The following is a 26630-nucleotide window of genomic DNA, read 5'->3' as shown; positions in this document are numbered from 1 at the left end:
TCCATATCTTTCGTTTTTTAAGGTCGCAATTCTGCCTTGTTTTGCCTAGGTTGTGTCTTGTCCAAGGCGAGCGGTCACGGTCCGACCTGAATTGGGCAAGGCGGGGGCCTTGGTACTGGAGCTGAACGCGTGCTGTATTTTCAGTCGTTCGAAGAGGTATTCTCCGCAATCAAGCGGCGTCTTGGTCTCATCATTCTGATCACCTTTGTCGGGTGCATCATTTCTTTGGCTGTCGCCCTGTCGCGGATCCCCGTCTACAACGCCATTGCGGTTGTGCAGATCGAGGACGCCCAGGTCGCTGGCACAAACACTAGCGTGGGCGCGATGGTCGACAACCGCGCCAGCCTCGATGCCCGCCGTACGGTGCAGCTGATCGAACAGCGCGTGATGTCCCGTGGCTCGCTGGTCGAGGTGATGGACAAGTACGATCTGTTCAACGACATCCCCAACATGACGGCTGCGATGCGCCTGGACGCGATGCGCAATTCTGTCACCGTCGAGGCCATCGGCGGCGGCGAGCCGTGGCAGCCGGTGCAATCGGTGTCCGGCATGGTCATCACCGTCAACTTGAGCGACCCGCAAAAAGCAGCAGACGTGGCGAACGAGATGCTTGACCGGGTCATGCAAGAGGCTCGCAGCCGCAGCGTTGACCGTGCCCAGATGGAAGTCGAGTTCTTCAACATCGAAGAAGCGCGCATTCGCGAAGAGATCGCCGCCGCAGAAAGCGTGATCGCGCAGTTCAAGTCGGCCAATGCCGAGGTGCTGCCCGCCAACATCACCGTTCTCCAAGGCGAACTGACAACGTTGAACGCGTCGCTTCTGACGCTGCGCCAACAGGTTCTGAGCCTTGAGTCCAACAGTGCCCGCACACGTCCCGAAGCGCTCGAACGCGAAGTTGGTTTGCTGCAGGATCAGATCACGCTGATCGAGACACGTGTGGGGCAGATCAACGCATTGCTGGCCCGCGCGCCAGCCGTCGAACGTGAACTCGCGTCGCTGCAGCGTGAACTGACCCAGCTGAACGAACAATTCACCGTCATCTCGCGTCGCAAGGCCGACGCCCAGATGAGCCAGAGCCTTGAGGAGCAGCGGCAACTGGCGCGCTTCGAAGTGCTGGAGCGGGCGATTGTGCCGGTCTTCCCGGTGTCGCGCAGCAAACGCTCCGTCGCGATGATGGGCGGTGTGGCCAGCGGTATGTTGGCACTCGGTGTGGCCTTTGTGCTGGAATTGCTCAATCCGCCGATCCGCAATGCGGGCCAGATGGAACGCGTGCTGGGCATCCGGCCGGTGATCTCGGTCCCCGTCCTCGACACGGGCAAAGGCGCCCCGTCCCGCAAGAAGGGTAAAGGCATCAAGGTTGTCTTCGGCGTTCTCATCGCCCTGATCGTGGGTGTGATCGGGCTCTTGGCCAAGCCACTGGCATCACTGACGGGGATGTCCGTTTCACCGCGCAACGCGCAATAGCGCTCAGTACGGGTAATCGCTCGCTTCGACCTGTTCGGCTTTGTTCAGAACCACACCCAGAAGCGGGACCTTGTCGCCAAGCCGACGTTCCGTTTCCTTGATGTCGTTCGCCTTTGTCAGCCCACCGGCCGCCACGATCAGCAGTGCGTCGATATGCGGGCGCATCGCGATCACATCGTCGTTGAGTAAGGCCGGCGGCAGGTCGAACAGCATGACCGTCGGATTGAACTGCGCTTCGATCTCGTCCAGGACATCGGCACTTGACGGGTCCTGCAACAGCTCAGAGGCGTAGGGCTCGACAATTCCGTTGAACCCGATGGCGACATGCGAGCCTGCGGAAATCGAGTTCGGGGCAAAACCCTGCAGATGGGTTTCGGGCGCGATGTCACCGCGCAGCATGTCGCCAATGGCCCCGGTATCGGACACACCGAAAATCTTGTGCAGGCTCGGACTGCGCATATCGAGGTCCAGAAGGACAGTGCGGCAGTTCTCCTGACGCGACAGGCTGATTGCAAGGTTCGCGGCGGTAAAGGTCTTGCCGCAATCCTTGGTGGGCGACGTGATAGCCACGCGTTTCCACCCATGTTCCGACAGGGCCTGAAGCATGCGCGTGCGCAGGATGTCGAACCGTGTGTGCGACGGATCCTGACGCAACGCGGTGATCACGTTGCGTTCGGCAAGCCGTTGTGGATCAAGATGGAACCGGTCGATGGCTTTCCAGGGCGCCTCCGGGTCCAGAACAGGTGCGGAGCGCTGCGGGGCTTCAGACGTCTTGCCAAGGACCAACGGAGCCTTGGGTTGTGCACCCTGCACGTCCGCAGCCTGCTGCAGCTCTGCTTCTTGACGTTTGCGCTTTGCGACTTGCTCGGCTTCAAGGGCGCGGCGTTCCTCGGCGGCCCGTTCAGCCTCTTCGGCCAGCCGAGCAGCTTCGGCTTGGCGAGCTTTCTCAGCAGCGGCCTTTGCGGCACGGGCCCGTTCTGCCTCTGCTTCGCGGCGCGCGGCTTCGGCCCGACGCGCTTCGTCCGCAGCTTCTTTTGCCGCGCGGGCCCGTTCCGCCTCGCGCTCTGCTTCGCGCCGCTCCGCCGCTTCAAGCTCTGCCCTGCGCTGCAACAGCGCTTCTTTCTGGGCAATCAATGCCTCAAGCTCTTCGAGCGTGGGATCGAACGGTGGCGTTTGGCTGCGCCGAGGCTCTGCAACGGCCTCGGTCCCGCGCCGCTTGCGGCGCTGGAACTTGGGCTGCTCGGTCATGTATCAGCCTCGTGTCGCGGCATCGTTGAGTTCCGGTCCTGATTCAGTGCGACCATGGCCGCGTGTTCCACCTGTGACAGGGCAATCTGTCAAGAATACGTCCGATTTGAGGGGATTGTTTATCAAAAACCGGCGATCAGAATCCAAAAAGATTGGCCTGACCGATTGCCTTTTGCACAAACCGCGCCTTGTCCTGTTCCGGTGTCCAGCCCAGCTCTTGCTTTGGTTTGGTGTTCACAAACGGTGACAGGTGCGCCCGACTTTTCCAGTCGGCAAGTGATGGGCGGGTCAATCCACGCCGCCGCAGCGCATAGACCTTGAGGACATGCTTGATCGCGTCCGCCGCCCAGAACAGTGTCAGGTTCCCGGTGGAAACCCGGATTTTCGCGCCCAACGCCGAATGGATCGCGTCGAAATAGCCCTTGCCCGACAGCATGGGTTCCCCGATCAGATTGTAGCTCTTGCCCACTGCGTCCGGATGGTCCGCCATCAGGATCAGCCCTTCCGCCACATCGTCGATCAGAACGAAGGGCAGGATGTTCAACCCATTACCCCAGATGCGCACAGCCCCCGCGCCATGCCAGCGCCCGATTCCCCAGTGCTGGAGCGGTCCGCCGTGGCCCACCACGATCCCCGGTCGCGCAATAACAAGCGGCAGCCCGTCGCGGCGATGCATCTCCATCAGCCGCTTTTCGCATTCCGCCTTGGATCGGGCATACATGTTGCGGTCGCTCATATCGTCGGGAAACGCCACGTCCTCGGTGATTTTCTGTGTGGGCGACGACATGTCATAGCTCGCGATCGTCCCGGTATAGACCAACCGTTTGACCCCGGCCTCCTGACAAGCCTCTGCGATCCGGACGGCCACGCCGACATCATGCTCCAGCGCCTCGTCCCATGTGCCCTCCAAAGACCGGGCCAAGTTGTAGACCACGTCGATGCCTTTCATCGCCTCGACCAGCGCCGCCTTGTCATAGAGCGACACGCCCACCGTCTCGACCTCGTCCGGCAAGTCGGGGAAGGGGCCAAAGCGCCCCCGGCTCAGCACGCGCACGTCCTGCCCTTTCGCCACCAGCGCACGGGTCAGCGCACGACCGATGAACCCGGTCCCGCCAATGACCATCGCCGTCGGCTTCGGATCGCGGGTCTTCGCCTTGGTGGCGGCGGCTTTCAATTGATCCGCCGGAACCAGGGCCAATGCCTGATCCAGCGCCGTCATGACCTTGACCGCGCTTGCGCCCGAGAACCGCGCATCCGGAGCCTTCCCGGTCCGCAGCGCATCATAAATCGCCGCATCCATTCCCTGAAAGCTTAGCGCATAGGGGGATTTGCGGTTCAGGGACGTCACCTGTGTAAACGTATTGCCAAGCCCTTCGCGCAGGTGCTGCCACGACAGGTCCAACTGCCGCCGCAGCGGGTTCAGCACGAGATCCGACGCGTTTTCGCGTTCCACCACCAAAGTGTCAGCCGCGAAGTCCAGCCGCGCCCGACCGGACGAACCCCGTAGGGTCAAAGACCGGTCGTCAATCGTTTCGACCATCGAAATGGTCAGCGTCACATCCACATCCCCGGCCTGCGCCATGATGCGCCACGCCTGATGGCGGGTATCGTCCCCCGGCAGATCAACGGGTTTGGACAGTTGAACGGACTGGATGTCCGGCACCCCGAACAGGTCCACGATGAACCCCATCAGGTGCGGCCCCAGTTCGAGCAGCAGGTTCTTCGGTTCGCGCAGCAGCCAGATGCCGAACGGTCCCGACCGCAACGGCGCAAGCGGCAGGCACCAATGCACCTCGGCCACGGACACGCGCCCCAGTTCGCCCTTGGCCAGCATCCCTTTCAGCCGGTCGTAGGACGGCAGCCCCATGAAGTTGTGCCCCGCATGAAAGCGCACACCGTGTTCCTGCGCCACCGCTTCGATCTCGGCGGTTTCTTCCGCTGAGGTTGCCACCGGCTTTTCCACCAGCACGTGCAGCCCGGCCTTCAGGCACTGGATCGCCAGCAGGTGATGGAGATGCGGCGGCGTCAGGATATGAACTGCATCGCAGACCTTGGCCTCGATCAGGTCGGCCAAATCGCCGAAGGCCCGCACGCCCAACCCTTCGGCCAATCCTTTGGCCGCAGCTTCGGACGGATCGCACACGGCGGTGATCTCGACCCCATCGGTCGCGCGGAGCGCATCCGCGTGCCAGCTTGCGATATATCCGGCCCCGATCAGACCCACGCGGATTTTGGAAGACGCCATTCGCCTCAACCCCTTACTTGTATTCGATGATGCGCATCTGCGCGTTGTTCAGGCGCCGCCAGTGAAAGCGGATCATGCCGATGACATTCGGAAACTTCGACAATGTGAGGTACACCGCATGGGCGCGGGCCTCCTGCGCCGGCAGGCCTTCCGTGATCAGCCCTTTGGCCGTTTTCCAATAGGACAGCGCATAAAGACCTAGAACCAGAACCGGGACGGCGGGTGAAGATAGTGTCCCGACAACTGCCAGGAACGGCAGCAGCAATCCATAAAACCAGCCGCGCTGGCGTTCGCGCACGAAATAGTCCGGGTGCAGATGGCCGACCTGCGCGAACCCATGACCGGTCCGCTCGGCCCGTTTCCACCATTGTGAAAACTTCATCATGTTGGCGTCATGCCCGGCCATCGGCTCGGCAATGCGCAGCAACCGCCACCCCGCCTTGCGCAGCCGCGTGCAGAACTCGTCATCCTCGGCAGCAATCACGGTGGGATTGAACCCCCCCACCTCTTCGAAGGCTACAACGCGCACCATCATGTTACCGGGACAGGTCATGATCTCCCCAGCAGGGCGCGACCATTCCACGTCGAACATCTGGTTGAACACACTCGCATCGCGCCGCATCTCGCGCTGCTGACCGGTGACCAGCGCAAGATCGGTTTCGGACCGCAACCTTGCCTCGGCCTTGTCAAGCCAGCCATCGGCCATGATGCAATCACCATCGAGGAACTGCACCACATCGGGTGGATCATCCTGCGCCATCAGGGCCGCAAACCCTTCGTTGCGCGCGCGGGCTGCGGTAAAGGGCACCGACATATCCAGCCGTACCACGATGGCCCCCGCCTGTTCCGCATTGGCGACACTCTGGTCGGTCGAGCCGCTGTCCACGTAGACCATTCGCCGGGCCTGAGGCGCGACCGAGGCGAGCGAACGGACCAGTTTCTGCCCCTCATTGCGACCGATCAGAACAATATCCACGCTCATGCCTCGGCCTCCCCGGACGGGCGCAGGTTGGGCACCGCGCGACCTGTCCCATAGTACACGATCAGTTCGGACAGCCACTGCGCTTCCCGTGCTGCGTCGTATTCCGCGACCACCTTGGCCCGTCCAGCCGCGCCATAAACCTGACGCAGGGCGGCATCCGACAGCAAAGCTTCCAGCGCCTTGGCAAAGGCGTCAACATCGCCCGGCGGCACGAGGCGACCGCTCGTGCCATCTTCGACCAATTCAGGAACCCCGGCGATGCGCGTGGTCAGAACGGGCACCTGCGACGCCATCGCTTCCATCAAAACGACGGGCACGCCTTCGGCAAAGCTGGGCAGGACGAAGACATCCGTTTGCGCCAGTTCCTCGGCCACCTCAGCCTGCGATTTGTATCCGAGAAAGACGATGCGATCCTGCAAGCCGCGCTGGGCGACCTCGGTTTCCAGCGCCTTGCGGTCCGGTCCATCGCCGACAAGGCGCAGGGTGAGATCGGGGTACGTGTCGGCCAAACGCGCGACAGCGTCGATCAGGATCGGCACGCCTTTGACGCCAGCCAGTCGCCCGACAAAGAGCGCCCGCAAGCCGGTTCGAACCGGCTTGGGCGCGTACCGCGACGGGTCCACGCCGCAATGCACGATGTGCAGCTTGTGCCAGTGTTGCGCATCGGCAAAACACATGAGTTGGGACCGACAGAAATGGCTGATGCACGACACGAAGGCTGCTCGAGCAGCCTTTTCGTCGATCCGCCAATGGTTTGGCTCGAAAAAGATGTCGGGCCCGTGGATGGTAAAGCTCCACCGCAGACCAGAGAGTTCCCCTGCCAGCATCGCCACCGTGCACGATGCCTTGGCAATGTGATTGTGCAGATGGGTCACACCTTCGTCTGCCAGCTTGGCCGCAAGCACTCCGGCCTCGACGAAATAGATCAGGTTATAAAGCCGCCCCTTGATCCCCTTCGGCGCGGTGCTCCACGCCAAACCAAGCGCCGAAAGATAGCGTCCCGGCGTTTTCATCCAGCGCCAGTGCGCCTTCAGCGTGGTTGCCGGGTTGCGCACCGCGTCCAGCACCTTGAACGTGCGGGCATGTTCTTCGCTCTGTTCGGGGCCGACCAGATGTTCCGCGCCGGTCGTGCGGATCGAACAGGTCAGGACCTCGTGCCCCAAGGCGCGCAGATTGGCGACCTCGCGCTGGATGAATGTGTCGCTGGCGCGGGGATATTCGCCGGTCAGGTAAGCGATCTTGGGCAGGGTCATATTGCGGCCTCCCAAACCGGTGCCGGGTCGGGTAGATCAAGGGCTTCTGGCAGGTGGAAGCGGTAGGTCATCGGCATCAGCCGTTGCCGCAGGACCGGTGCGCGGAGCAGGCCGGGCAGACGCGGCGCGATTGGGCCAAGCATCCGCGCCAGAGGCCAGAGAAGTCCGAGAGGAAGGGGCAGAACCTGTTTCGGCCAGCCTCTTTCTTGAAGCTTTGCAACCACTTGTCCTCGCGTCGGCAAAGCAGGGTCAACCAGAGTGATCGTGTCCCGAAGCCGGTCTACAGTCGCTTGCACAAGCGCTGCGGCACATCTTTGGACATGGCACATCGGCAACGGATCATCCGCCGCAGCGCGGAACAAAACCGGTCCTGTCCCAACACCCAAATGCGCGTTCCAGAGATGGTCCGCGTCGTACACGATGCCGGGCCGTACCACGGTCACCGACCCGAAACCGGCCTTTGAAACGAGGCTCTCCTGCCGGGCTTTCGCATCCGAATACGCATCGCGCGGAGTGTTTGTGGTCACGAGCGGCGTCGTGTCGGCCAGAGTGCCGCCGATTGGCACTTTGGACGTGTCATATACCGCCAGCGAACTCGCAAGGGTGAGGTGACCGATACCGGCGTTTTTCATCGCAGCGATCACGCGCTCGGTGCCTGCAATCGTCAATCGTGCGTGATCCTCTGCCTTGCCGGACATGGCAGCGGCAAGGTGGATGACGGCGTCGCATTCGGCCATAGCTGTGGAAAGGTCCGCGATGCTGTCCCGTACGGTCAGGTCAACCGAAACGTACGTTACATCCGTACGGTCCGTCCCAGCGTGCCTCTGGACGGCCACGACCTGCAATCCCGCATCCAACGCAGCGGTGACGGTGGCGCGTCCGATGAAGCCAGTCGCACCGGTGATGAGGACCCGTTTCACTGCGCCCATGGCATCGGCTCCATCGGATCGCAGCGGGTTGTCATCGCCTGCGCGCCGGAATGTTCACCGGCGTTCTGCATGGCCAGCGTGACTTCGGTCATGTGCAGGGCAAAGTCGTTGGACAGGCGCGAGGGGCGACCCGTGCGGATCGCATCCAGCATTTCGGCAGGGCCGAGCATGAAGTTCATCGCAGCCGCGCCCCAGCGTTTGACTTTGGGATGGGTCGGCTGACCGAGCTTGATGGTTTTCGGAAAAGGCGATTCCATCAGGCGGCGGCGGATCGTCATGCGCTTGGCGAAGGTGACCTTGGCAGAATTGTCCCATGCCGCCTTGCAGGCCAGAACGCCGCCATCGCCGATGATGCGGATTTGGTGGTCATGCGGGGCCACGATGGAGCAGGTGAGGCGCGTCATCGGTCCGTTGTCGAAGAACAGCGTCGCGACCGAGAGGTCTGGCGCAAACGGTCCGGTGCCTTCCTTGTCGGGGATGGTCTCGGCCGAGGCCGCGACGACGGTGCGCACCGATCCGAACCACGAGATCAGCCAGCCAAGGTAGTAGCCCGCATGCTCGAGCGTGCAGCCGACGCGGAATTCATCCTCGAAGGGCCACGGCGCGCCGGATTCGGAGATCCATTTCCTGTAGGCCGCCTGCGGCACGAACCCGTCGTCCAGTTCGGCATAGATCGCGCGCGGCGTTCCGGCGACCCCGGTGCGCAACGCGTGACCCAGGGTTTGCGCGGCTTCGCCTAACACGCTGCATGGGGCCGATGCCAGCATCAACCCGGCGGCCTGCGCTTGGGCGTGCAGCGCCTTGGCGTCCTCGACGCTCATCGCGAGCGGTTTTTCCGAGTAGGTGTGACAGCCCGCGGCAAGGCAGGCTGAATTGATCTCGTAATGTGAGGCCGGGTTGGTGAGGTTGAGCACGACACCATCGCGCGGATGACGGTCGAGCAGGTCATCAAGTGACGTGACCGCGGGCACCTTCCAGAAAGCGCAAAACTGCGACAGGCGTTCGGGGTTGCGATCGAACACGCCCGCCACGGTGATCCCATCCATCGCAGCAAGCGAGCGCATGTAGAGATCCGCCACGAACCCGCAGCCGATGATCGAGACAGCCCCGCTCACAGCGCAGCCTGACTGCGGCAGCGCCCATGGGCCTGGCGCGGGGCAGGACGGAATCGGATGCGTTTCACTGGCTGCTCTCGTCGTTTTGTGCGGCTTTTCCGCAGGGGATACACCACTCAATCATGGTGATAATTCGACAAACGCCGGATTTCTCGTGTGTCTTAGGATATTTTTTGCGGGATTGTCTTGATTTTGCGGCGCTGTGGCCGCGATTTGGCCTTATGGCGCAGGTAGACATGCCCAAAATGGCGAAACAGGAGGCGCTGATGCGCTTTTGGGGCGACACATTCGATGTGACGGTCAACGTACCTGATTGGGTCGTTCTCGAACGGCAGATCTCGTCCCGCCTGCGCGCGGGCGACGGGTTTTCGCTGGCCACGATCAATTTGGACCATTTGGTAAAATTACGTCAGGACCGGCGATTCCGTGACGCTTACGCCGCACAGGACCTTGTGGTTGCGGACGGAAATCCGATTGTCTGGATGTCGAAACTGGCAGGCCGTCCCGTGTCCCTGATCCCCGGATCGGACGCGATTCTGCCTTTGGTGCGGATCGCGGCAGCGCATGGCAAGACGCTGGCGCTGGTGGGCAGCACGGACGACACATTGGCCGCTGCCAAAACCTATCTCGAACGCGAAGTACCCGGCACGCGGATCGTGGCGACGATTGCCCCCCCGATGGGGTTTGATCCGGTCGGTGCGTCAGCGGATGCGGTGCTTGAGGCGCTGAAAGCCGCAGGTGCGGACATGGCCTTTCTTGCATTGGGGGCACCGAAGCAGGAACTGTTTGCGGCTTACGGACGGGACAAGCTGTCCCATGTCGGGTTTGTGTCCATCGGCGCGGGTCTGGATTTCTTCTCTGGCGCGCAGGTGCGTGCGCCCGCCTGGGTGCGGGCCATCGCAATGGAATGGCTCTGGCGCGCGCTGTCACAGCCCGCGCGTCTGATCCCGCGCTATGCCAAGTGTTTCGGAATCCTGCCGGTCGAAATGATCCACGCGCTGAAACTGCGCTTTGGCACAATGGAGGGCGCGCCCGCCCGGGAAGGCAAATAGCCTCGGCGCGGGTTAATCGAGCCTGTGTACCCGGCCACCCGCCGCGTCGGCATCGGCGTGGTCATGGGTGACCAGCAGAACAGGTAACCCCTTGGCGCGGGCCTGATCGAAGACCAGCGCGCGGATCTGGTCGCGGCGTTCGGTGTCGAGCCGGGAGAACGGTTCATCCAGCAGCAAGGCCTTCGGACCGGAGAGCAGCATCCGCATCAGCGCCACCCGCGCCTTTTGGCCGCCTGACAGGGTTTCCGGATCGCGGTCGGCAAAGCCCGCCAGACCGATGTCCTCAAGTGCTGCGTCGATCTGCGCGCGGCGCGCGGCGCGGGTCTTGACCGAAGCGCGGAGTCCGAAGGCGAGGTTTTCGCCGACCGACAGATGCGGAAACAGCAGTTCGTCCTGAAACAGAATCCCGACGTGCCGCTGTTCGGGCGCAAGATCGGTGATGTCGGTGCCGTTCAGGATCACGCGCCCTGCCGCATGGAACCCGGTGTCCAGCGTTCCGATGATGTAGGACAGCAGCGTCGATTTTCCGGAGCCGCTTGGCCCCATGACGGTCAGCACCTCGCCCGGCGCGACATGGTCGGAGATGTCGACAAGGGTGCGCCCGTCGCGTTGGATGATCACGCGATCAAGGGTCAGTCCGGGATCAGGCATGGCGCAGCCCCTTGCGATTGCGCCAGATGATGGCGGGAACGAACAGTGCAAAAGCAAAGGGCAAGAGCGCCAGTGCCGTCTGGCTGAGCGCATAGACCGAAATCACCCGCCGGTCACCCCCGGAGGCCAAAGCGACGGCCTCGGTCGTCAGGGTCTGCACCCGGCCCGCCCCGGCCAGCAGGGTGGGCAGGTATTGCCCGATGGAGACGGCGAACCCGACGGCTGCGGCTGTCAGGATCGGGCGCAGCAGCATCGGCAGGCGCACCCGCCAGAGCACCCCGTCGCAGCCCGCCCCCAAGGCGCGGGCCACATGGCCATAGCGCGCGTCCAATGCGCGGAAGGGATCGGCCAGTGACAGGAACACATAAGGCAGGACGAAGATGATGTGTACCGCGATCACGGCGGTTCTGTTGCCGTCGATGCCGGTGAAGATGGCGAGCGTCTGAAGCCCGGTCAGAAAGGCGATCTGCGGCACGATCAGCGGCACGTAGAGCAACCAGAGCGCCCGGCTGCCGGGCCGGAGACCGTGACGCTCTTCGGCTTCGAGACAGGCGAGGGTGAGAAGCAGTGCGACCAGCGTGGAGGCCGAGGCGATGATCAGGGTTTCGGCCACGATGGGCCAGAGGTTCATCGCGTGGCGCATCCATGTCTTGAGCGTGAAGGCCCCCGGCAGCAGGTCGGGGAAGCTCCAGAACCCGGCGAAGGACCAGACAAGCAGGCCAAGGATGCCGAAGACGATGGCGCTGGCGCTGAGCAGGGCAGCGGTCAACGACAGGGCGCGGATGGTGCGCGTTGCCCCGCCGCGTGCGCCGGAGGCCACCCAGCGACGGCCCAGTGCCGCGATGACGATTTCACCAACACGCCACAGCAGGAGCGTGCCGACCACCAGCGCAAGCTGCCAGACGGCGGCGGCCGAGGCGAGAAAGCGCATGCTCAGATCGGGATCGTTCATCCATTTGAGGATTTGCACGGACAAGGTCGTGGGCGTTGTCGGGCCAAGGATCAGGGACACATCCACCACGGTCATCGAGAAGGCGAGAACGGCAAAGACCGGCAGTCTGATCTGCGCATAGACGCGGGGGAAGACGGTCTTGAACCAAGCGGTCACGGGGGAATAACCCAGCGCCAGCGCGGTGTCGCGCGCCTGTTGCGTGCGGATTTGGCTGAGGGCCGCCAGCGTCATCAGCAAGAGGAATGGCACCTCCTTGACCACCAGCCCGGCGATCAGGGACAGGCCGTAAGGGTCTTGAAGGATCAGCAGGTCCGGCGGCCTGTCCCATCCGGTGAGCCATGGCGAGGTGGCCCGCGCGACCCAGCCAGATGGGGCGATCAGGAAGGCCAGCCCGAAGGCGGCGGCGGCGTGCGGGACCGACAGGAGCGGCGACAGCATCCGTTCGATGATGCGGAACGCGCGGGACCCGCTCCAAGCGGCGCAGATCAGGGCGACAAGGAGCAGGGACAGGGCGGTCGACGCGATCCCGGTGGTGATGCTGAGGGTGCTGGCGCGGGTGATGCCGGGCCAGTCAAAGAGCATCGCAAAGGCGCTGAGGGTGATCGCGTCACCCCCGAGGGCCGGCATGTAGCCGAAGGCGGGGGCGAGCGTGCCCAGAACCCCGGCCACAACCGGGCCGACCATGATGGCGAGGGTCAGAAGCGGGGCCCAGGGCAGAAACCGGGCCCGCGCCGATGTCGTGTCGCAGCGCAGGGACACCCGGTGCCTATTGCGCGACGCCGTACCGTTCGGTCCAGTCTTCCTCGAGCTTGACCATCCAGCTCGGATGCGGCTCGGGCAGGGTTGCGCCGAGTTCCGACGGCGGCAGCGTGGCGATACCCAGTTCCAGCGCGTCAAAGCGGGCACGGTCTTCACCCGACAGCTTGGCCAGATCGAGCACGGTGCCAAGGCCCCAGACCTCGGGGTCCTGCATCATCGCCTGTGCCTCGGGGGACATCATGAAATTCGCCACCACCATGGCACCCGCCTTGGCATTGGCGTTGTAGGGGATTGCGACAAAGCTGGCATTGCCGATGCTGCCCGCGTCCATCACGAAGGTGCGGACGGTGTTCTGCAACTGGCCATTTGCGATCGCGTTGCTGGCCTCGTTGGGGTTGAAGCTGATCGCAAGGTCAATCTCGCCATCGGCCATCAACTGGATCTGGCGGGATTCGTTCTGCGGATAGGCGCGGCCCTGACGCCAGAGGGTCGGGGTGAGACCGTCCATAAAGGTCCAGAAGGCGGCGGTGGCGGCGTCGTAATCGGCCTCATCGACCGGGGCCTGCAGAACCGAGGCGTCGGGCACGAATTCGATCAGCGCCTGTTTGAGGAAGGTCGAGCCCAGGAAGTTGGGCGGCTGCGGATAGGTGAAGCGCCCCGGATTGGCGGCGGCATAGGCGGCCAGCGCCTCCATTGTGGTGGGCGGGGTCGCGAGCCGTGCGGTGTCATAGTAGAACACCACCTGCGCCATGCCCCAGGGTGCCTCAAGACCGTCGGTGGGCACGGTGAAGTCCGAGATCACCGCCGGTTTGCCCGCCACATCGACATTGGCCCAGCTTGGCATCGCTTCGACCCACGGGCCGAAAAGCAGGTCCTGGTCCTTCATCGCGGCGAAGTTTTCGCCGTTGATCCAGATCATGTCGATCGCGCCGCCTTCGTCCTTGCCGGCGGTCTTTTCCGCGAGAACGCGGCTGACCGCATCGGCGGTGTCCGACAGCTTCACATGTTCAAGTGTGACGCCGTAGTCCTCGTTCACCCGGTCGCCGATCCACGCGATGAAGCTGTTGATCGTGTCGGACCCGCCCCACGCGTTCCAGTAGACCGTCTGGCCGCGCGCCTCTTCGGTGACCGCTTCCCAATTCGTGGGGTCCGGTTCCGCATGGGCGGCAAAGGCGGTTGCGATGGCGGCGGTGACGGCGAGAAGCTTGCGCATGGGTATGGTCCTGATCTTGGAGGCAAACGCCCCGGTTTGCCCGTTAAGACCAGCACTACCCCGATCCGGTCAAATGACAAACAGGTGTGAAAGATTTCATTGGCCCGCATGATGTATGGCGGCTATGGCGAAGACACGCCATCCGTTCGAAGAGAATTCCATGATCGACGCCGCCCTTTTGCCGCATATCAAACGCGCCATCGACCGCCCGGCGCGGGCGATTGTGGCGCGCGGCATCAGCGCGGATCAGATCACGCTGGTGGGCTTCGGGATCGGGCTTCTGAGCGTGATCGCGGTCTGGATGGGCCTGTTCGGTCTGGCGCTGCTGTGCCTGCTGCTGAACCGTCTGGCTGACGGGCTGGATGGTGCCGTGGCGCGTCTGACCCATCCGACGGATCGCGGCGCGTTTCTCGACATCGCGCTGGACTTCATGTTCTACGGGCTGTTCCCGCTGGGGTTTGCGCTGCACGATCCAGCGACCAACGCGCTGCCCGCCGCGCTGCTGATCTGCAGTTTCATCGGCACCGGATCAAGCTTTCTGGCGTTTTCGATCATTGCCGAAAAGCGCGGGATCACTTCTGACGAGTACCCGAGCAAGGGCATTTACTACCTTGGCGGCCTGACCGAAGGCACCGAGACCATTGTGCTCTTTGTTACCATGTGCCTGTTCCCGCTGGCGTTCCCATGGCTTGCCTACGGCTTTGCCGCGCTCTGCGCGATCACCACCCTGACACGGTGGATGGCAGGGTGGCGGGTCTTCCAGTGAGGCGACTTTGAACCCGCCCTATACGAGAACACTCCGGTGAACCGCCCTCTCCACATCCCGCGCCACCTCTGCTACACCGCGCGCAAGACCGGGCCGAGCAGAGGACAGCACCCATGACCACCCCGAAACCTGTCGTTCTGACCATCCTCGACGGCTGGGGCCTGCGTGACGATCCGACGGCGAATGCACCCAAGCTGGCGAACACGCCGACGATGGATCACCTGATGGCAACCTGCCCCCACGCGACGCTGGTTACGCATGGCCCGGATGTGGGCTTGCCGAGCGGGCAGATGGGCAATTCCGAGGTGGGGCACACCAATATCGGCGCGGGCCGGGTGGTGGCGATGGATCTGGGCCAGATCGACCTTGCCATCGAAGACGGCAGCTTTTTCGAGAACGCGGCGATCCTTGAGTTTGCCAAGGCGGTCAAGGACGCGGGTGGCCGCGCGCATGTCATGGGTGTGGTCTCGGACGGTGGGGTGCATGGGCATATCAGCCATATCAAGGCGGCGGTGAAGGCGCTGACGGATCAGGGCGTCGAGGTGGTGCTGCACGCCATCACCGACGGGCGCGACGTTGCGCCGACCTCGGCCAAGGGGTTTGTCGATGATCTTGTGGGCAGCCTGCCGGAGGATGCCAGCATCGGCACCGTGATCGGGCGGTACTTCGCGATGGACCGCGACACGCGGTGGGACCGGGTCGAGCGGGCGTATAACGCGATGATCCTGGGGCAGGGGACCCGCGTTGGCACGGCGGCTCAAGCTGTGGACGAGGCTTATTCCAAGGGTCAGAACGATGAATTCATCGAACCCTGCGTGATCGGGGAATACAGCGGTCTGACTGCGGGAGACGGGTTCTTCTGCCTCAACTTCCGCGCCGACCGGGCGCGCGAGATCCTGGCCGCCATCGGAGACCCGGACTTCGACGGGTTCGAGCGGGAGAAGCCCGACTTGTCCGGTCTGCTGGGCATGGTGGATTATTCCAAGGCCCACAACGCCTACATGACTACCGCGTACCCGAAGCAGGAGATCCGGAACACGCTGGGCGAATGGGTCTCAAAACATGGTCGCAAACAGTTCCGGCTGGCGGAGACCGAAAAGTACCCGCATGTGACCTTCTTTCTGAACGGTGGGCAGGAAACGCCGGAAGAGGGCGAAGACCGCTACATGCCCAAAAGCCCGAACGTGGCGACCTATGATCTGCAGCCCGAGATGTCAGCGGATGAGGTGACCGAGAAATTCGTCGCGGCGGTCGAGGCGGGGTATGATCTGATCGTCACCAATTACGCGAACCCGGATATGGTGGGTCATACCGGCGATCTGGACGCCGCGATCAAGGCCTGCGAGGCGGTAGATGCCGGTCTGGGCAAGGTGCTGGCCGCTGTCGAAAAGGCGGGTGGCGCGATGATCGTCACGGCGGATCATGGCAATTGCGAAACGATGGTCGATCCCGAAACCGGTGGGCCGCATACGGCGCATACCACGAACCTTGTTCCCGTGGTGCTGTATGGCGGGCCGGAGGGCGCCACGCTGGCCGATGGGCGGCTGGCCGATCTCGCGCCGACGCTGCTGGCGCTGATGGGGCTGCCGCAGCCGGATGAAATGACCGGGACAAACCTGATCCGCTCATGAGGCATCTGGCGCTTCTTCTCTGCCTGATCGGCGTGCCACTCTCGGCCCAGACCCCGGCCGAGGCGGCGCGCAGCGCGATGGTGCAGCTGGAAGATGCCACAGCCAAGCTCGACGCGGCCGAGTCGGCACGAGACAGGGTGCGCGCGCTGACCGAGGCGGTTCAGGCGTTCGAGACCGGGCTTGCCGCAATGCGCGATGGCCTGCGCGCCGCATCCATCCGTGAAACCGAGCTGCGCCGCGATCTCGACGCCCGCGACGCAGAGGTGGCGCGTCTTCTGGCGGCCCTGGCGGCGGTTGGGCCCGGTGCGGGACCGCAGAACTTCGTGCATCCCGATGGCCCCATCGGTGCGGCACGCGCTGGGCTGTTGATGGCATCGGTCACGCCTGCCCTGTCCGCCGCCGCCGCTGGTTTGCGCGCCGATGTCGAAGAGGCGGCGGTGTTGCGCCAGTTGCAGCAGGACGCCGCCAACACCCTGCAAGCCGGTCTGTCCAGCATCCAGACCGCCCGAACCGAACTGAGCCAGGCGATGGCCGACCGCACGGACCTGCCACGCAAGTTTACCGAAGACCCGGTCAAGACAGCCCTGCTGATCGCCGCGTCGGAAACGCTGGATGGATTCGCGGCTGGGCTCAGCCAGATTTCCGAGAACGAGGCCGATCTCGATCTGCCCGCTGCGCGCAACCGCAAGGGGCGTCTGCCCTTGCCCGTGACCGGCGAAATCCTGCGTCGTGCGGGTGAAACCGATGCCGCTGGCGTGACGCGCCCCGGTGTGCTGATCGCCACCCGCCCGCGCGCGCTCGTGACGACGCCGACGGCTGCGACCATCCGCTATCGGGGTCCGCTGCTGGATTACGGGCTGGTCAGTATTCTCGAGCCCGAACCCGATATCCTGTTCGTGTTTGCGGGCCTCGACACCGTGTTCGGAGAAACCGGGCAGGTGATCCCCGAAGGCAGTCCCATTGGTCTGATGGGCGGTCCGGCGGGCGAAACCGACGATATTCAATCACCATCCGGTGAAAGGGCTGGCGAAGCGCTGTCCGAAACGCTCTATATAGAGGTGAGGTTGGGCGACACGCCAGAGGACCCCCTTGGGTGGTTCACAGAGGATAAGGGAAGGACCGAATGAAAAAAGTAGTCATGGCAGCCATGGGCGGCACACTTGCAGGCATCGTGGCGACGACGCAATTCGTGGGTCCGCTGGTCGCGCAGGAAAGCGCCCGCACCACAAACGTGTACGAACAGCTTGATCTGTTCGGCGACATTTTCGAACGCATCCGCGCGCAATATGTCGAAGAGGTCGATGCCGGTGATCTGATCGAAGCCGCCATTGACGGCATGCTCACCTCACTCGATCCGCATTCAAGCTACCTGTCGCCCGACGATGCTGCCGACATGCGCGTGCAGACACGCGGCGAATTCGGCGGTCTTGGCATCGAAGTCACGCAGGAAGAAGGCTTTGTGAAGGTCGTGTCGCCCATCGACGGCACGCCGGCCGACGAGGCCGGGATTGAGGCGGGCGATTTCATCACCCATGTGGACGGCGCGTCCGTTCTGGGCCTGACGCTGGACGAGGCGGTCGACATGATGCGCGGCCCGGTCGGGTCCGAGATCATCATCACCGTCGTGCGCGAAGGCGAGGCGGAACCGTTCGACGTGTCGATCATCCGCGACACGATCAAGCTGACCGCCGTTCGTACACGGCTTCAGGGTGATGCGGTTGTCCTGCGCGTGACCACGTTCAACGACCAGACCTACACCAACCTTGAAGAGGGGCTAGCGGAACAGGTTGAAGCAGCCGGTGGCATGGACAATGTCGAAGGCATCGTGCTCGACCTGCGCAACAACCCCGGTGGTCTGCTGAATCAGGCAATCCGGGTCAGCGATGCGTTCCTCGAAAAGGGCGAGATCGTCAGCACCCGTGGCCGCAACCCCGAAGACGGCGACCGCTACAACGCGACGCCGGGGGATCTGGCAGAGGGCAAGCCGATTGTGGTTCTGATCAACGGTGGTTCTGCGTCGGCGTCCGAGATCGTCGCCGGTGCGCTTCAGGATCACCGCCGTGCCATCGTCGTGGGGACCAAGTCCTTTGGCAAGGGGTCGGTCCAGACGGTGATGCCGCTGCGGGGCGATGGGGCGATGCGCCTCACCACGGCGCGGTATTACACGCCGTCGGGCCGGTCGATTCAGGCGCTGGGCGTGTCGCCTGACATCGTGGTGGCGCAACCGCGCCGTCCGGAAGCAAGCGCTGAGGACGAAGAGGAATCGAACGTCTTCAACCGGTCCGAGGCCGACCTGCGCGGCAGCCTCGACAATGACAGCCTGACCGAGGACGAGATCCAACAGATCGAAGCCGACCGGGCCAAGGCCGAAGCCGCTGCAGCGCTGCGGGAAGAGGATTATCAACTGGCCTATGCCATCGACATCCTCAAGGGTTTGACCGCGCTGCAGCCGTCGAACGACTAAGACCCACAGGCGGCGCGGGGAGTCCCTGCGCCGCAGCACTGCGAAGGCCCAGACGATGACCCCCGAAGAGATTGCACGCCTGCCCTACCGTCCCTGTGTCGGCGTGATGCTGGTGAACCGTGACGGGCATGTCTTTGTCGGGCAGCGGATCGACAATCCCGGCCCCGCCTGGCAGATGCCGCAGGGCGGTGTGGACGAAGGCGAATCCCCCCGAGATGCCGCGCTGCGCGAGCTTTGGGAAGAGACCGGCGTGCTGACCTCTCTGGTCAAGATCGAGGCCGAGACCAAGGATTGGATACCCTACGATCTGCCGCATGATCTTGTCGGCAAACTCTGGAAGGGGCGCTATCGTGGGCAGGAGCAGAAGTGGTTTCTCATGCGGTTTCTCGGCACCGATGATCAGGTCGATATCGCGACCGAGCATCAGGAATTCAGCCGCTGGAAATGGATGGACCCGGATCAATTGATCCACAACATCGTGCCCTTCAAGCGGCATGTCTATGATCGGGTGCTGGCTGCGTTCAGGGATCACCTCTGATGCGTCTGGGCTTTGCCCTTGCCGGTCTGCTGGCACTGGCGCAGCCAGCATTCGCTTTAAGTTGCATGGCACCCGATATCGCGCGCGACTACCAAAGGGCGGCGGAGTCCGACGACACCTACATCATCGTCAAAGGCGATCTGTTCTTCGACGAAACCGAGCTTCCCGACCGCGGCGACCAGCGCACCACCCGTGCGCGCGACAGCGTGGATGTGACGGGGTGGCTGGCCGGATTTTCATTGACCAAGGATGGCTTCACCAAACCGTTCGAACGCGATGTGATCCTGCGCGTGTCCTGCCTTGGTCCGTGGTGTGGTGGCACGTCAAAGGGTGACCATCTGGCGTTCCTGATGCTGGAGGATCGCAACTGGGTCCTGCAGATCAGCCCATGCCCCGGCATGACCTATGCCCAACCAACGGCCGAGCAGGAGCAGAAAGCACTGGCCTGCTTTCGGGGTGATGACTGCGTGGTCGACTGACCCTCAGACGGGGCTTACCGAAACACTCTGCGCCACGAACTCTGCCTGCCCGAAGATGTTGAGGAAGGCGACATTGGCCGCATCCGCGCCGACCCCGATGATCGCGATATTCTGCGATGTGGCCATGCCTGTCGGGTCGACCAGATGCCATGCGCCGTCCAGATAGACTTCGGCCACAGCATGAAAATCCGGCGGCGTCACGCCCGGTGCATACACGCTGGCGAAACGCGCGGGGATCGTCGCGGCACGGGCGAGCGTCACCAGAACATGCGCATAGTCGCGGCAGATGCCCTGGCGCTGCACGAAACTGTCCAGTGCGGTGGTCTGCGCGTTGCTGGCGCCGGGCACGTATTGAAACGACCGCTCGATCCAGTCGCGCATTGCGGCGATCTGGGCACCGCCGGACAGGTTGCCGAACTCGGCCGCGACGAAGGTCTGGAATTCGTCCGATGGGCAATAGCGCGAGGGCATGAGGTAGCGCACAGCCTCGCCCGGCAACTGGTGCGGGGGCGTTGCGGGCAGGGTGCTCAGGTCACGTTTGGGGCGGTCGATCTCGATCTCGGCGCTGTAATCAAATTGGAAGAGACCATCGGCGCGCAGCCAGATTCGCTCGCCCAAGCCATCATCGGCTGCAATGCGCGAGACATTCGCGACCTCGGAAAAACGCGTCCTGGTCTGCCTGACGTTTTGATCCGACAGATCGGCGGCCTCGATCTGCAACAGCAGGTCAGTGGGACGCGACAAACGATATTGCAAATGCACGTTGATGCTCAGGATCACGGCGGGCTTTCCGGGTTGATACTGTGGTGACGGTTTGGCCGCGTGTAGTCTGCGACCGCGACCAACGCAAACAGTCTAATCGCCGGGTGTGTCGGCATGCCGGATGAAGGGCGAATAACTGGGCCTGTCGGGGCGCAGTCGGCCCTGATCATCGAAGTCATCGTCCTGGTTGAAGGTCAGAAGCGGATGGGTGTCGAACCCGGCAATGACGCTGTGCTGTGCGGCAAGGGTCGCCTCAAGTCGCGCGGACAGCTCTGTCTTTCGGTCGCCCCGGTGATAGCCATGCACCCCGTGCACCACCACAGGTTCCAGCACATCGAACCCCAGATAGCGCAGCGTATAGGCGGTCGGCCACAGCAGCAGCCGGACATCGCCCTCTTTGCCGTTATGGGCGCTTTCCTCGGCCCTGGAGCCGGTGGTCACGCACATCAGGACGCGCTTTCCCCGGAACAGCCCGGTGTCAAAGCGCCTGTCCACGTCATGCAGCGCGCCATGCTGAAACGCGCGGTCGAACCAGCCTTTGAGTATGGCAGGCGGCGCGAACCACCACAGTGGAAAGTGCAGGACGATCCGGTCGGCCTGTCTGATCTTGGCGACTTCCGCAGCCACATCGGCAGGCGTCGTCGAGGTCTCTGCAGCACCTTCCTGCGCCTTCAGTGGGTCGAAGGGAGTGGCATCCGGCCAGTCGGCATAGTGCGCCGCCCGCTCCACAGGATCGAATCCCATCTGGCAGAGATCCGACCGCAGAACCGTATGCCCCTGCGCCCGCGCCGCCGCCTCTGTGGCATCGGACCACGCGCCATTGAACGAGCGCCGGTCAGGATGCGCGAGAACGATCAGGGTTGTTGGCATGGGTCAGGCCTTTCGCCGATGGGGCAGGGGATCACCCCACCGTTTCGGAGCACAGCCTAGCGCAGTTTCTTGAGGATGTTCAAAGAGGCATAGCCATCGGGAATCTCGCCAATCGACTTTTGGAACGCCCGCACCGCGTTGATGGTCAAAGGCCCGACCTTGCCGTCGATCTTTTTCGTGTCGAACCCTTTGGCGGTCAGCAGGCGCTGCATCTCGATCCGTTCGTCGAAGGTCAGCGCGCGATCCTCGCGCGGCCACTCGGACCGGATTGGCCCCGCGCCGGTGATCCGGTCGCTCAGGTGGCCCACGCCAATCACATAGGCATCGGCGGTGTTGTAGGTTTCGATCACGTCGAAATTCTTGAAGATCAGGAAGGCCGCCCCTTTGGCCCCGGCTGGCAAGAGGACCGAGGCAGACCCATGATCCGGGACTGCTTTCCCATCCAGAGCCACAATCCCGATCTGCGCCCATTCTGACGGCATGCGCAGGATGTCGCGATTGGCGAGCGTGTAGTCAAACCCTTGCGGGATGCGCACCTCGACGCCCCAAGGCATGCCTTTCACCCATCCGTTCTTGGCGAGGTAATTGGCGGTCGAGGCCAGCGCGTCGGCGGGATCTTCCGACCAGATGTCGCGCTTGCCATCGCCGTTGAAATCCACCGCCAGCGATTGGTACGAGGTCGGGATGAACTGGGTGTGCCCCATCGCCCCGGCCCAACTGCCTTTGAAGTTGGCAAGCTGCACGTCGCCGCTTTGCAGGATCTTCAACGCCTCGACCAGTTGCGCCTCGAAGAAGTCGCTGCGCCGCGCGTCATAAGCCAGGGTCGCCAGAGACCCGATCACCGAGTTCGATCCCCGAAAGGTGCCATAGGCGCTCTCAAGCCCCCAGATCGCAACGATCACATCCTTGTCGACGCCGTACTGCGCCTCGATCCGCTCCAGCAGCGCGCCGTTTTTGCGCAGCGCCGCCTTGCCGCTGTTGACCCGCGCATCGGAGGCGGCACTGTCGAGGTACTCCCAGATCGTCTTGGTGAATTCCGACTGGTTGCGGTCGCGGCGGATCACGTCGGCGTCGTATTGCACCCCGGCGAAGGCGCGGTCGAACACGTCTGCCGAAATCCCCTGCCGCAAGGCGCGGGGACGGAAGCCCCTGATCCAGTCCTCGAAGCCGGATTGTGTGGCAGCGGGCACAAGTCTTTCGGGTGTATCGGTGACGGCAGGCCGCAAGGCCGGGCGCAGGGACTGCACGGGGGCGCTGACGGACAGAAGCGACACGGCGCTGCGGCTGACTTCGCTGTCTGTGGTGGATCGGCTGACCGGGCGGGTGGTGTCGTCGCCTGTCTGAGCCGGGGCCATGGACCCCGTCACTGCCAATACCGAGGCGATCACCAGATACCGCATGTCTTCAACCCCTGCTGCTCGTGTCCGTTTTCCGGACTTTTCTCAATCTTAGCGCGACTCGGGCTTTTTGCGAAGGGATCAAAAGCGCACCAAGCGGTCTCCTGCCGCTTCATTGAGATTGTCGAGGTAGGTCTTGAGCAACGGCACCCGTCCTGGGCGGAAGGACCGGTCGGTCACGTGCAGGTCTGACATGCGATCCAACCGGAACGCCCGGTAATCATCGCGCTTGAGGCACCAGGCCAGAAGGCAGTGCGATTGATCGAAAAGCATGATGCTCAGCGGTTTGACCTCGCGCTGGGTCGAGGCCCCTTGTTTGTCGGTATAGCGAAACCGACAATCCGCTCTTCCCAGCACGCTTCACGGAGGGTGCCTGAGTCGATCTGGGGCAAAGCGGGCGGATGGAAGCGATGCGCCACAAGAACCGAGTGTCGAAGGCGGTGGGCCTGTCGTTCCGGCAGTCGGGCGCGCAGCTTGGTCAGGGCGCTCCGGGCAGCGTCGGCCAGTGCCGGGTCGCCGACTGCGGCAACCTCGCGCAGGCCAAGAACCAGCGCTTCAAGCTCGTCATCCTTGAATCCCAAGGGTGGCAAATGCGCGTCCTCGATCAGCGTGTAGCCAAACCCGGCCTCACCGTCGATCACCGCGCCAAGCTCGCGCAGGGTGTCGATGTCTCGGTAGAGCGTGCGTGGCGAGACCCCTGTCGCCTCGGCCAATTGCAGGGCAGTCACTGGCGCAGGCAAACTGCGCAGCGCTTGCATCAATTGGAACAGGCGATGGGTGCGGCTCATGATCAGAGCATTCTACGTCATGCTGACAAAAACTGACAGTATTTCGATCTACTCCGATCCCAGAAACATTCCGGAGAGACCCGATGCTAACACTGATCACCTACCCCGGCGGATTCGATGAACCCAGCCTGAGCCCGTTCTGCGTCAAGACGATGATCCAACTCGAGATGTCTGGCGAAGAGTGGCGTCCCGAATATGTCAGCATGCCCTCTGACGCACCGCTTGGACGCCTGCCCGCGCTGCGCACGCCGGATGGCATCATCCCGGAAAGCGGGTTCATCCAGACCTATCTGGAAAAGCGCGGCGCGGACTTCTATCCCGGCCTGTCATCCAGGGACCGGGTGCTGGGCCATGCCCTGATCCGCATGGTCGAGGAACATCTTCGCGTTGCGGTGGCACATGACCGGTGGCTTGATGATCGGTGCTGGTCGGAACTCGTGCCCCGAGCCTTCGGGAGCGTGCCATTGCCGATGCGCGGCGTCGTGGCGACGATGGTGCGGCGTCAGGTTCGGAACGGGCTGAAAGGGCAGGGCTTTGCCCGCATGACCGAAGACCAGCGCATGCAATGCCTGACTCCGGACCTTGACTGTCTGACCGACCTGCTGTGGGACAAGCCGTTCCTGCTCGCCGATCACCCCACCGCGCCGGATACGACCGCTGTTCCCGTGCTCAGCATGCTGGCAGGCCTGCCCGCCGATACCGCAATTCGGCGCGCGGTACGGGGTAACAAGACACTGATGGCGTATATCGAACGCGGGAGGGCGGCGATCTATCCGAAATTCACCCGTTCCGCCGCCGCCGCGTGATCTTGCGTTTGGTCTTGGCGTCTTTCTTCTTTGCCTTGGCCAGCTTGCGCTTCGGGCCGCCCTTGCCCTTGGGGCGGGTGCCGCGCCCCATGCGGCCCTTGCCTGATCCGCTGGGCAATTCGGCGTCCTGAAGCGTCAGCAGTTCAAGCCCGATTCCGCCAGTCACCGGAGCCGCCTCGACCAGTTTGACGGTCACGCGCTGGCCCAGCCCGATCATCACGCCGGTGTCGGACCCCATGAGCGTTCCGGCATCGGCGTCGAAATGGAAATACTCGTTGCCCAGCGACCGGATCGGGATCAGCCCGTCGGCCCCGGTTTCGTCCAGCTTCACAAAGACGCCAAAGCGGGCGATGCCGCTGATCCGGCCGGTAAATTCGGCCCCGATGCGGTCCGACAGGAAGGCGGCCAGATAGCGGTCGGTGGTGTCGCGTTCGGCCATCATCGACCGGCGTTCGGTGTCGCTGATGTGCTGCGCTGTCGCCTCGAGCCGCTCGATGTCTTCGGGCGTCAGGCCATCGTCGCCCCAGCCATGCGCCTTGATCAGGGCGCGGTGCACAATCAGGTCGGAATAGCGCCGGATGGGCGAGGTGAAATGCGCGTAGTTCTGTAGCGCGAGGCCGAAATGCCCGAAATTCGCGGGGCTGTAATAGGCCTGCGTCATGGACCGCAGCGTGGCGAGGTTGATCAGCTCCGCCTCGTCCGATCCGGCAGCGTCGTGCAGCAGTCGGTTGAGTTGCGCGGTCTTGAGCACCTGCCCCTTGGCCAGCGTCAGCCCCGCCGCTTCGGCGGTTTCGCGCAGGCTTTCCATCTTCTCGGGCGGCGGTTCTTCGTGCACGCGGAAGAGAAGCGGCGTGCGCTTGGCGATCAGGGTTTCGGCGGCGCAGACATTGGCGAGCACCATGAATTCCTCGATCAGCCGGTGCGCATCAAGTCGGTCGGCAAAATTGACGGACTGTACCGTGCCATCCTCGGCCAGGATGATCTTGCGTTCCGGCAGATCAAGATCGAGCGGCTGACGCCGGTTCCGCGCCTCGCGCAGCGCGGCATAGGCGGCGTAAAGCGGGCGGATCACGTCGTCCATCAACGGCGCTGTCTTGTCGTTCGGGGTGCCGTCCATCGCGTCTTGAACAGTGCGATAGTCGAGCGACGCGACCGAGCGCATCAACCCGCGCTGAAAGCTGTGGCTGATCTTGTTGCCATGCGCGTCGATCACCATGCGCACCGCCACACAGGCACGTGGCACCCCTTCGTGCAACGAACACAGATCGCCAGACAGACGGTCGGGCAGCATTGGTACCACGCGGTCGGGGAAATAGCTGGAATTGCCGCGCTTGCGAGCCTCCTGGTCGAGCGCCGATCCTGAGGTCACGTAATGGGCCACATCCGCGATGGCGATCCAGATCACGTGGCCGCCCTCGTTCTTCGGATCATCGTCGGGATAGGCAAGGCAGGCATCGTCGCGGTCGCGGGCATCGACCGGGTCGATGGTGATCAGCGGCATGTCCCGCATGTCGGTCCGGCCCTTGAGCCCCGCCGGTTTCATCGCGTCCGCTTCGGTGATCACGTCGTCGGGGAAATCGTCGGGGATGCCGTGCTGATGGATGGCGATCAGCGACACCGCGCGCGGTGCGCTTGGGTCACCCAGCCGTTCGACGATGCGCGCGCGGGGCAGGCCCATGCGGCCTGCTGGCCCGGCCTGTTCCGCCTCGACCAGTTCGCCGTCCCTGGCCCCACCGGTGGCGTCTGGTGCCACTACCCATTCCTTGTCCGACCCTTTGTCGATCGGCTTGATCCGCCCACCTTCCGAGGATTTGGCAAAGATGCCCACCACCTTGCGGGGGTTCGTGCCGATGCGGCGGATCAGGCGGGCTTCGTAATTGTGGTCTTCCTCATGCACGACCTGAAGCCGCGCAAGGATACGGTCGCCTTCGCCCAAGGCAGGGTCTGAGGCGCGGGGGATCACGAGGATGATCGGCTCTACCCCTTCGCCGTGCCATTCCAACGCACGGGCATAGAGATCGCCATCCGGCGTCGGTGCCTTCACTTGCAACACGCTCACAGGCGGTAAACGATCCGGGTCACGGTACGTCTTCTTGCGCTTCTCTAGATGACCCTCGGCCTCCAGCTCTTTCAGCAGGCGCTTGAGGTCGATCCGCGCGGCACCCTTGATGCCAAAGGCCTTGGCGATGTCGCGTTTCGCGGTGAGGGTCGGGTTGGCGGCGATCCAGTCGAGGATGTCCGCCTTGGTCGGCAATTTGCTCATGTG

General features: G+C 63.4%; 22 protein-coding genes and 1 pseudogene. 9 read left to right on the top strand and 14 right to left on the bottom strand.

Translation table 11 applies throughout. From position 1 onward, the window contains the following. Positions 1-129 precede the first annotated feature (129 nt). Positions 130-1464, top strand: coding sequence for a Wzz/FepE/Etk N-terminal domain-containing protein (locus tag MRY75_RS06425; RefSeq protein ID WP_292306315.1), 1335 nt, complete (start codon positions 130-132; stop codon positions 1462-1464). 3 nt (positions 1465-1467) lie between these two features. Here MRY75_RS06425 and MRY75_RS06420 read toward each other — a convergent pair whose 3' ends face one another. The 6 genes from MRY75_RS06420 to MRY75_RS06395 form a co-directional block, all read right to left on the bottom strand. Next, the gene (locus MRY75_RS06420) at positions 1468-2712 is read right to left on the bottom strand and encodes a CpsD/CapB family tyrosine-protein kinase (RefSeq protein ID WP_292306314.1); all 1245 of its coding nucleotides are present in this window, start codon (positions 2710-2712) and stop codon (positions 1468-1470) included. 136 nt (positions 2713-2848) lie between these two features. Next, on the bottom strand, positions 2849-4957 hold the full coding sequence (locus MRY75_RS06415; RefSeq protein WP_292306313.1) for an NAD-dependent epimerase/dehydratase family protein: 2109 nt from the start codon (positions 4955-4957) through the stop codon (positions 2849-2851). A gap of 13 nt (positions 4958-4970) precedes the next feature. After that, positions 4971-5939, bottom strand: coding sequence for a glycosyltransferase family 2 protein (locus tag MRY75_RS06410; RefSeq protein WP_292306312.1), 969 nt, complete (start codon positions 5937-5939; stop codon positions 4971-4973). Then, positions 5936-7192 carry a glycosyltransferase gene (locus tag MRY75_RS06405; RefSeq protein WP_292306311.1) on the bottom strand — a complete coding sequence of 419 codons (1257 nt, stop codon included), beginning with the start codon at positions 7190-7192 and terminating at the stop codon, positions 5936-5938. The genes MRY75_RS06410 and MRY75_RS06405 overlap by 4 nt, the downstream gene beginning before the upstream one ends. Further along, positions 7189-8121: an NAD(P)-dependent oxidoreductase gene (locus tag MRY75_RS06400; RefSeq protein WP_292306310.1), complete on the bottom strand. Its 933-nt coding sequence runs from the start codon at positions 8119-8121 to the stop codon at positions 7189-7191. The genes MRY75_RS06405 and MRY75_RS06400 overlap by 4 nt, the downstream gene beginning before the upstream one ends. Continuing rightward, the gene (locus MRY75_RS06395; protein WP_292306309.1) at positions 8109-9236 is read right to left on the bottom strand and encodes a Gfo/Idh/MocA family oxidoreductase; all 1128 of its coding nucleotides are present in this window, start codon (positions 9234-9236) and stop codon (positions 8109-8111) included. The genes MRY75_RS06400 and MRY75_RS06395 overlap by 13 nt, the downstream gene beginning before the upstream one ends. 245 nt (positions 9237-9481) lie before the next feature. Between MRY75_RS06395 and MRY75_RS06390 the strand changes: the two genes are divergently transcribed. Continuing rightward, positions 9482-10288, top strand: a complete 807-nt coding sequence (locus tag MRY75_RS06390) for a WecB/TagA/CpsF family glycosyltransferase (protein ID WP_292306308.1) — start codon at positions 9482-9484, stop codon at positions 10286-10288. A gap of 12 nt (positions 10289-10300) precedes the next feature. On the opposite strand, the gene MRY75_RS06385 is transcribed toward MRY75_RS06390, so the two are convergent. The 3 genes from MRY75_RS06385 to MRY75_RS06375 all read right to left on the bottom strand — a co-directional run bounded on the left by MRY75_RS06385 (position 10301) and on the right by MRY75_RS06375 (position 13863). After that, entirely contained in the window at positions 10301-10939 is a 639-nt protein-coding gene (locus MRY75_RS06385) for an ATP-binding cassette domain-containing protein (protein ID WP_292306307.1), read from the bottom strand. Next, entirely contained in the window at positions 10932-12575 is a 1644-nt protein-coding gene (locus MRY75_RS06380) for an ABC transporter permease (protein ID WP_292306342.1), read from the bottom strand. Before MRY75_RS06380 ends, MRY75_RS06385 begins: the two co-directional genes overlap by 8 nt. 82 nt (positions 12576-12657) lie before the next feature. Beyond that, positions 12658-13863 carry an ABC transporter substrate-binding protein gene (locus tag MRY75_RS06375; RefSeq protein ID WP_292306306.1) on the bottom strand — a complete coding sequence of 402 codons (1206 nt, stop codon included), beginning with the start codon at positions 13861-13863 and terminating at the stop codon, positions 12658-12660. A 124-nt stretch (positions 13864-13987) separates the two neighbouring features. Between MRY75_RS06375 and MRY75_RS06370 the strand changes: the two genes are divergently transcribed. From MRY75_RS06370 to MRY75_RS06345, 6 genes are all read left to right on the top strand, one after another. Continuing rightward, positions 13988-14629 carry a CDP-alcohol phosphatidyltransferase family protein gene (locus MRY75_RS06370; protein WP_366934910.1) on the top strand — a complete coding sequence of 214 codons (642 nt, stop codon included), beginning with the start codon at positions 13988-13990 and terminating at the stop codon, positions 14627-14629. Positions 14630-14742: 113 nt separating this feature from the next. Continuing rightward, positions 14743-16260 (top strand): 2,3-bisphosphoglycerate-independent phosphoglycerate mutase, encoded by a 1518-nt coding sequence (gene gpmI / locus MRY75_RS06365; RefSeq protein WP_292306305.1) that lies wholly within the window; start codon positions 14743-14745, stop codon positions 16258-16260. After that, the gene (locus MRY75_RS06360) at positions 16257-17387 is read left to right on the top strand and encodes a peptidase M23 (RefSeq protein ID WP_292306304.1); all 1131 of its coding nucleotides are present in this window, start codon (positions 16257-16259) and stop codon (positions 17385-17387) included. The genes gpmI and MRY75_RS06360 overlap by 4 nt, the downstream gene beginning before the upstream one ends. Next, entirely contained in the window at positions 17384-18724 is a 1341-nt protein-coding gene (locus MRY75_RS06355) for a S41 family peptidase (protein ID WP_292306303.1), read from the top strand. Before MRY75_RS06360 ends, MRY75_RS06355 begins: the two co-directional genes overlap by 4 nt. A gap of 55 nt (positions 18725-18779) precedes the next feature. Then, positions 18780-19262 carry an RNA pyrophosphohydrolase gene (locus MRY75_RS06350; protein ID WP_292306302.1) on the top strand — a complete coding sequence of 161 codons (483 nt, stop codon included), beginning with the start codon at positions 18780-18782 and terminating at the stop codon, positions 19260-19262. Then, entirely contained in the window at positions 19262-19741 is a 480-nt protein-coding gene (locus MRY75_RS06345) for a hypothetical protein (RefSeq protein ID WP_292306301.1), read from the top strand. The genes MRY75_RS06350 and MRY75_RS06345 overlap by 1 nt, the downstream gene beginning before the upstream one ends. A gap of 3 nt (positions 19742-19744) precedes the next feature. Here the strand turns inward: MRY75_RS06345 and MRY75_RS06340 are convergent, their stop codons facing one another. From MRY75_RS06340 to MRY75_RS06325, 4 genes and pseudogenes are all read right to left on the bottom strand, one after another. After that, positions 19745-20521, bottom strand: coding sequence for a transglutaminase family protein (locus MRY75_RS06340; RefSeq protein ID WP_292306300.1), 777 nt, complete (start codon positions 20519-20521; stop codon positions 19745-19747). A 75-nt stretch (positions 20522-20596) separates the two neighbouring features. Continuing rightward, on the bottom strand, positions 20597-21373 hold the full coding sequence (locus tag MRY75_RS06335) for an NAD(P)H-dependent oxidoreductase (protein ID WP_292306299.1): 777 nt from the start codon (positions 21371-21373) through the stop codon (positions 20597-20599). Between the two features lie 56 nt (positions 21374-21429). Next, positions 21430-22773 (bottom strand): lytic murein transglycosylase, encoded by a 1344-nt coding sequence (locus tag MRY75_RS06330; protein ID WP_292306298.1) that lies wholly within the window; start codon positions 22771-22773, stop codon positions 21430-21432. Between the two features lie 78 nt (positions 22774-22851). Next, positions 22852-23558 (bottom strand): annotated as a pseudogene (locus tag MRY75_RS06325) (YafY family protein). An 83-nt stretch (positions 23559-23641) separates the two neighbouring features. Between MRY75_RS06325 and MRY75_RS06320 the strand changes: the two are divergent. Further along, positions 23642-24364 (top strand): glutathione S-transferase family protein, encoded by a 723-nt coding sequence (locus MRY75_RS06320; RefSeq protein ID WP_292306297.1) that lies wholly within the window; start codon positions 23642-23644, stop codon positions 24362-24364. Here MRY75_RS06320 and rnr read toward each other — a convergent pair. Further along, on the bottom strand, positions 24339-26627 hold the full coding sequence (gene rnr / locus MRY75_RS06315; RefSeq protein WP_292306296.1) for a ribonuclease R: 2289 nt from the start codon (positions 26625-26627) through the stop codon (positions 24339-24341). The two genes, MRY75_RS06320 and rnr, sit on opposite strands and share 26 nt — an antisense overlap. Positions 26628-26630: the final 3 nt, after the last annotated feature.

This window comes from Marivita sp. (assembly GCF_022763305.1).
GTDB lineage: Bacteria > Pseudomonadota > Alphaproteobacteria > Rhodobacterales > Rhodobacteraceae > Marivita.
The sequence above is the reverse complement of the archived record's forward strand: the minus strand, read 5'-3'. Positions and strand labels throughout refer to the sequence as shown.

Coding starts and splice junctions, on each gene's coding strand:
- MRY75_RS06420 (WP_292306314.1), bottom strand. CDS start 2,712: ATGACCGAGCAGCCCAAGTTCCAGCGCCGCAAGCGGCGCGGGACCGAG.
- MRY75_RS06415 (WP_292306313.1), bottom strand. CDS start 4,957: ATGGCGTCTTCCAAAATCCGCGTGGGTCTGATCGGGGCCGGATATATC.
- MRY75_RS06410 (WP_292306312.1), bottom strand. CDS start 5,939: ATGAGCGTGGATATTGTTCTGATCGGTCGCAATGAGGGGCAGAAACTG.
- MRY75_RS06405 (WP_292306311.1), bottom strand. CDS start 7,192: ATGACCCTGCCCAAGATCGCTTACCTGACCGGCGAATATCCCCGCGCC.
- MRY75_RS06400 (WP_292306310.1), bottom strand. CDS start 8,121: ATGGGCGCAGTGAAACGGGTCCTCATCACCGGTGCGACTGGCTTCATC.
- MRY75_RS06390 (WP_292306308.1), top strand. CDS start 9,482: ATGGCGAAACAGGAGGCGCTGATGCGCTTTTGGGGCGACACATTCGAT.
- MRY75_RS06385 (WP_292306307.1), bottom strand. CDS start 10,939: ATGCCTGATCCCGGACTGACCCTTGATCGCGTGATCATCCAACGCGAC.
- MRY75_RS06380 (WP_292306342.1), bottom strand. CDS start 12,575: ATGGTCGGCCCGGTTGTGGCCGGGGTTCTGGGCACGCTCGCCCCCGCC.
- MRY75_RS06375 (WP_292306306.1), bottom strand. CDS start 13,863: ATGCGCAAGCTTCTCGCCGTCACCGCCGCCATCGCAACCGCCTTTGCC.
- MRY75_RS06370 (WP_366934910.1), top strand. CDS start 13,988: ATGGCGAAGACACGCCATCCGTTCGAAGAGAATTCCATGATCGACGCC.
- gpmI (WP_292306305.1), top strand. CDS start 14,743: ATGACCACCCCGAAACCTGTCGTTCTGACCATCCTCGACGGCTGGGGC.
- MRY75_RS06360 (WP_292306304.1), top strand. CDS start 16,257: ATGAGGCATCTGGCGCTTCTTCTCTGCCTGATCGGCGTGCCACTCTCG.
- MRY75_RS06355 (WP_292306303.1), top strand. CDS start 17,384: ATGAAAAAAGTAGTCATGGCAGCCATGGGCGGCACACTTGCAGGCATC.
- MRY75_RS06350 (WP_292306302.1), top strand. CDS start 18,780: ATGACCCCCGAAGAGATTGCACGCCTGCCCTACCGTCCCTGTGTCGGC.
- MRY75_RS06345 (WP_292306301.1), top strand. CDS start 19,262: ATGCGTCTGGGCTTTGCCCTTGCCGGTCTGCTGGCACTGGCGCAGCCA.
- MRY75_RS06335 (WP_292306299.1), bottom strand. CDS start 21,373: ATGCCAACAACCCTGATCGTTCTCGCGCATCCTGACCGGCGCTCGTTC.
- MRY75_RS06330 (WP_292306298.1), bottom strand. CDS start 22,773: ATGCGGTATCTGGTGATCGCCTCGGTATTGGCAGTGACGGGGTCCATG.
- MRY75_RS06320 (WP_292306297.1), top strand. CDS start 23,642: ATGCTAACACTGATCACCTACCCCGGCGGATTCGATGAACCCAGCCTG.
- rnr (WP_292306296.1), bottom strand. CDS start 26,627: ATGAGCAAATTGCCGACCAAGGCGGACATCCTCGACTGGATCGCCGCC.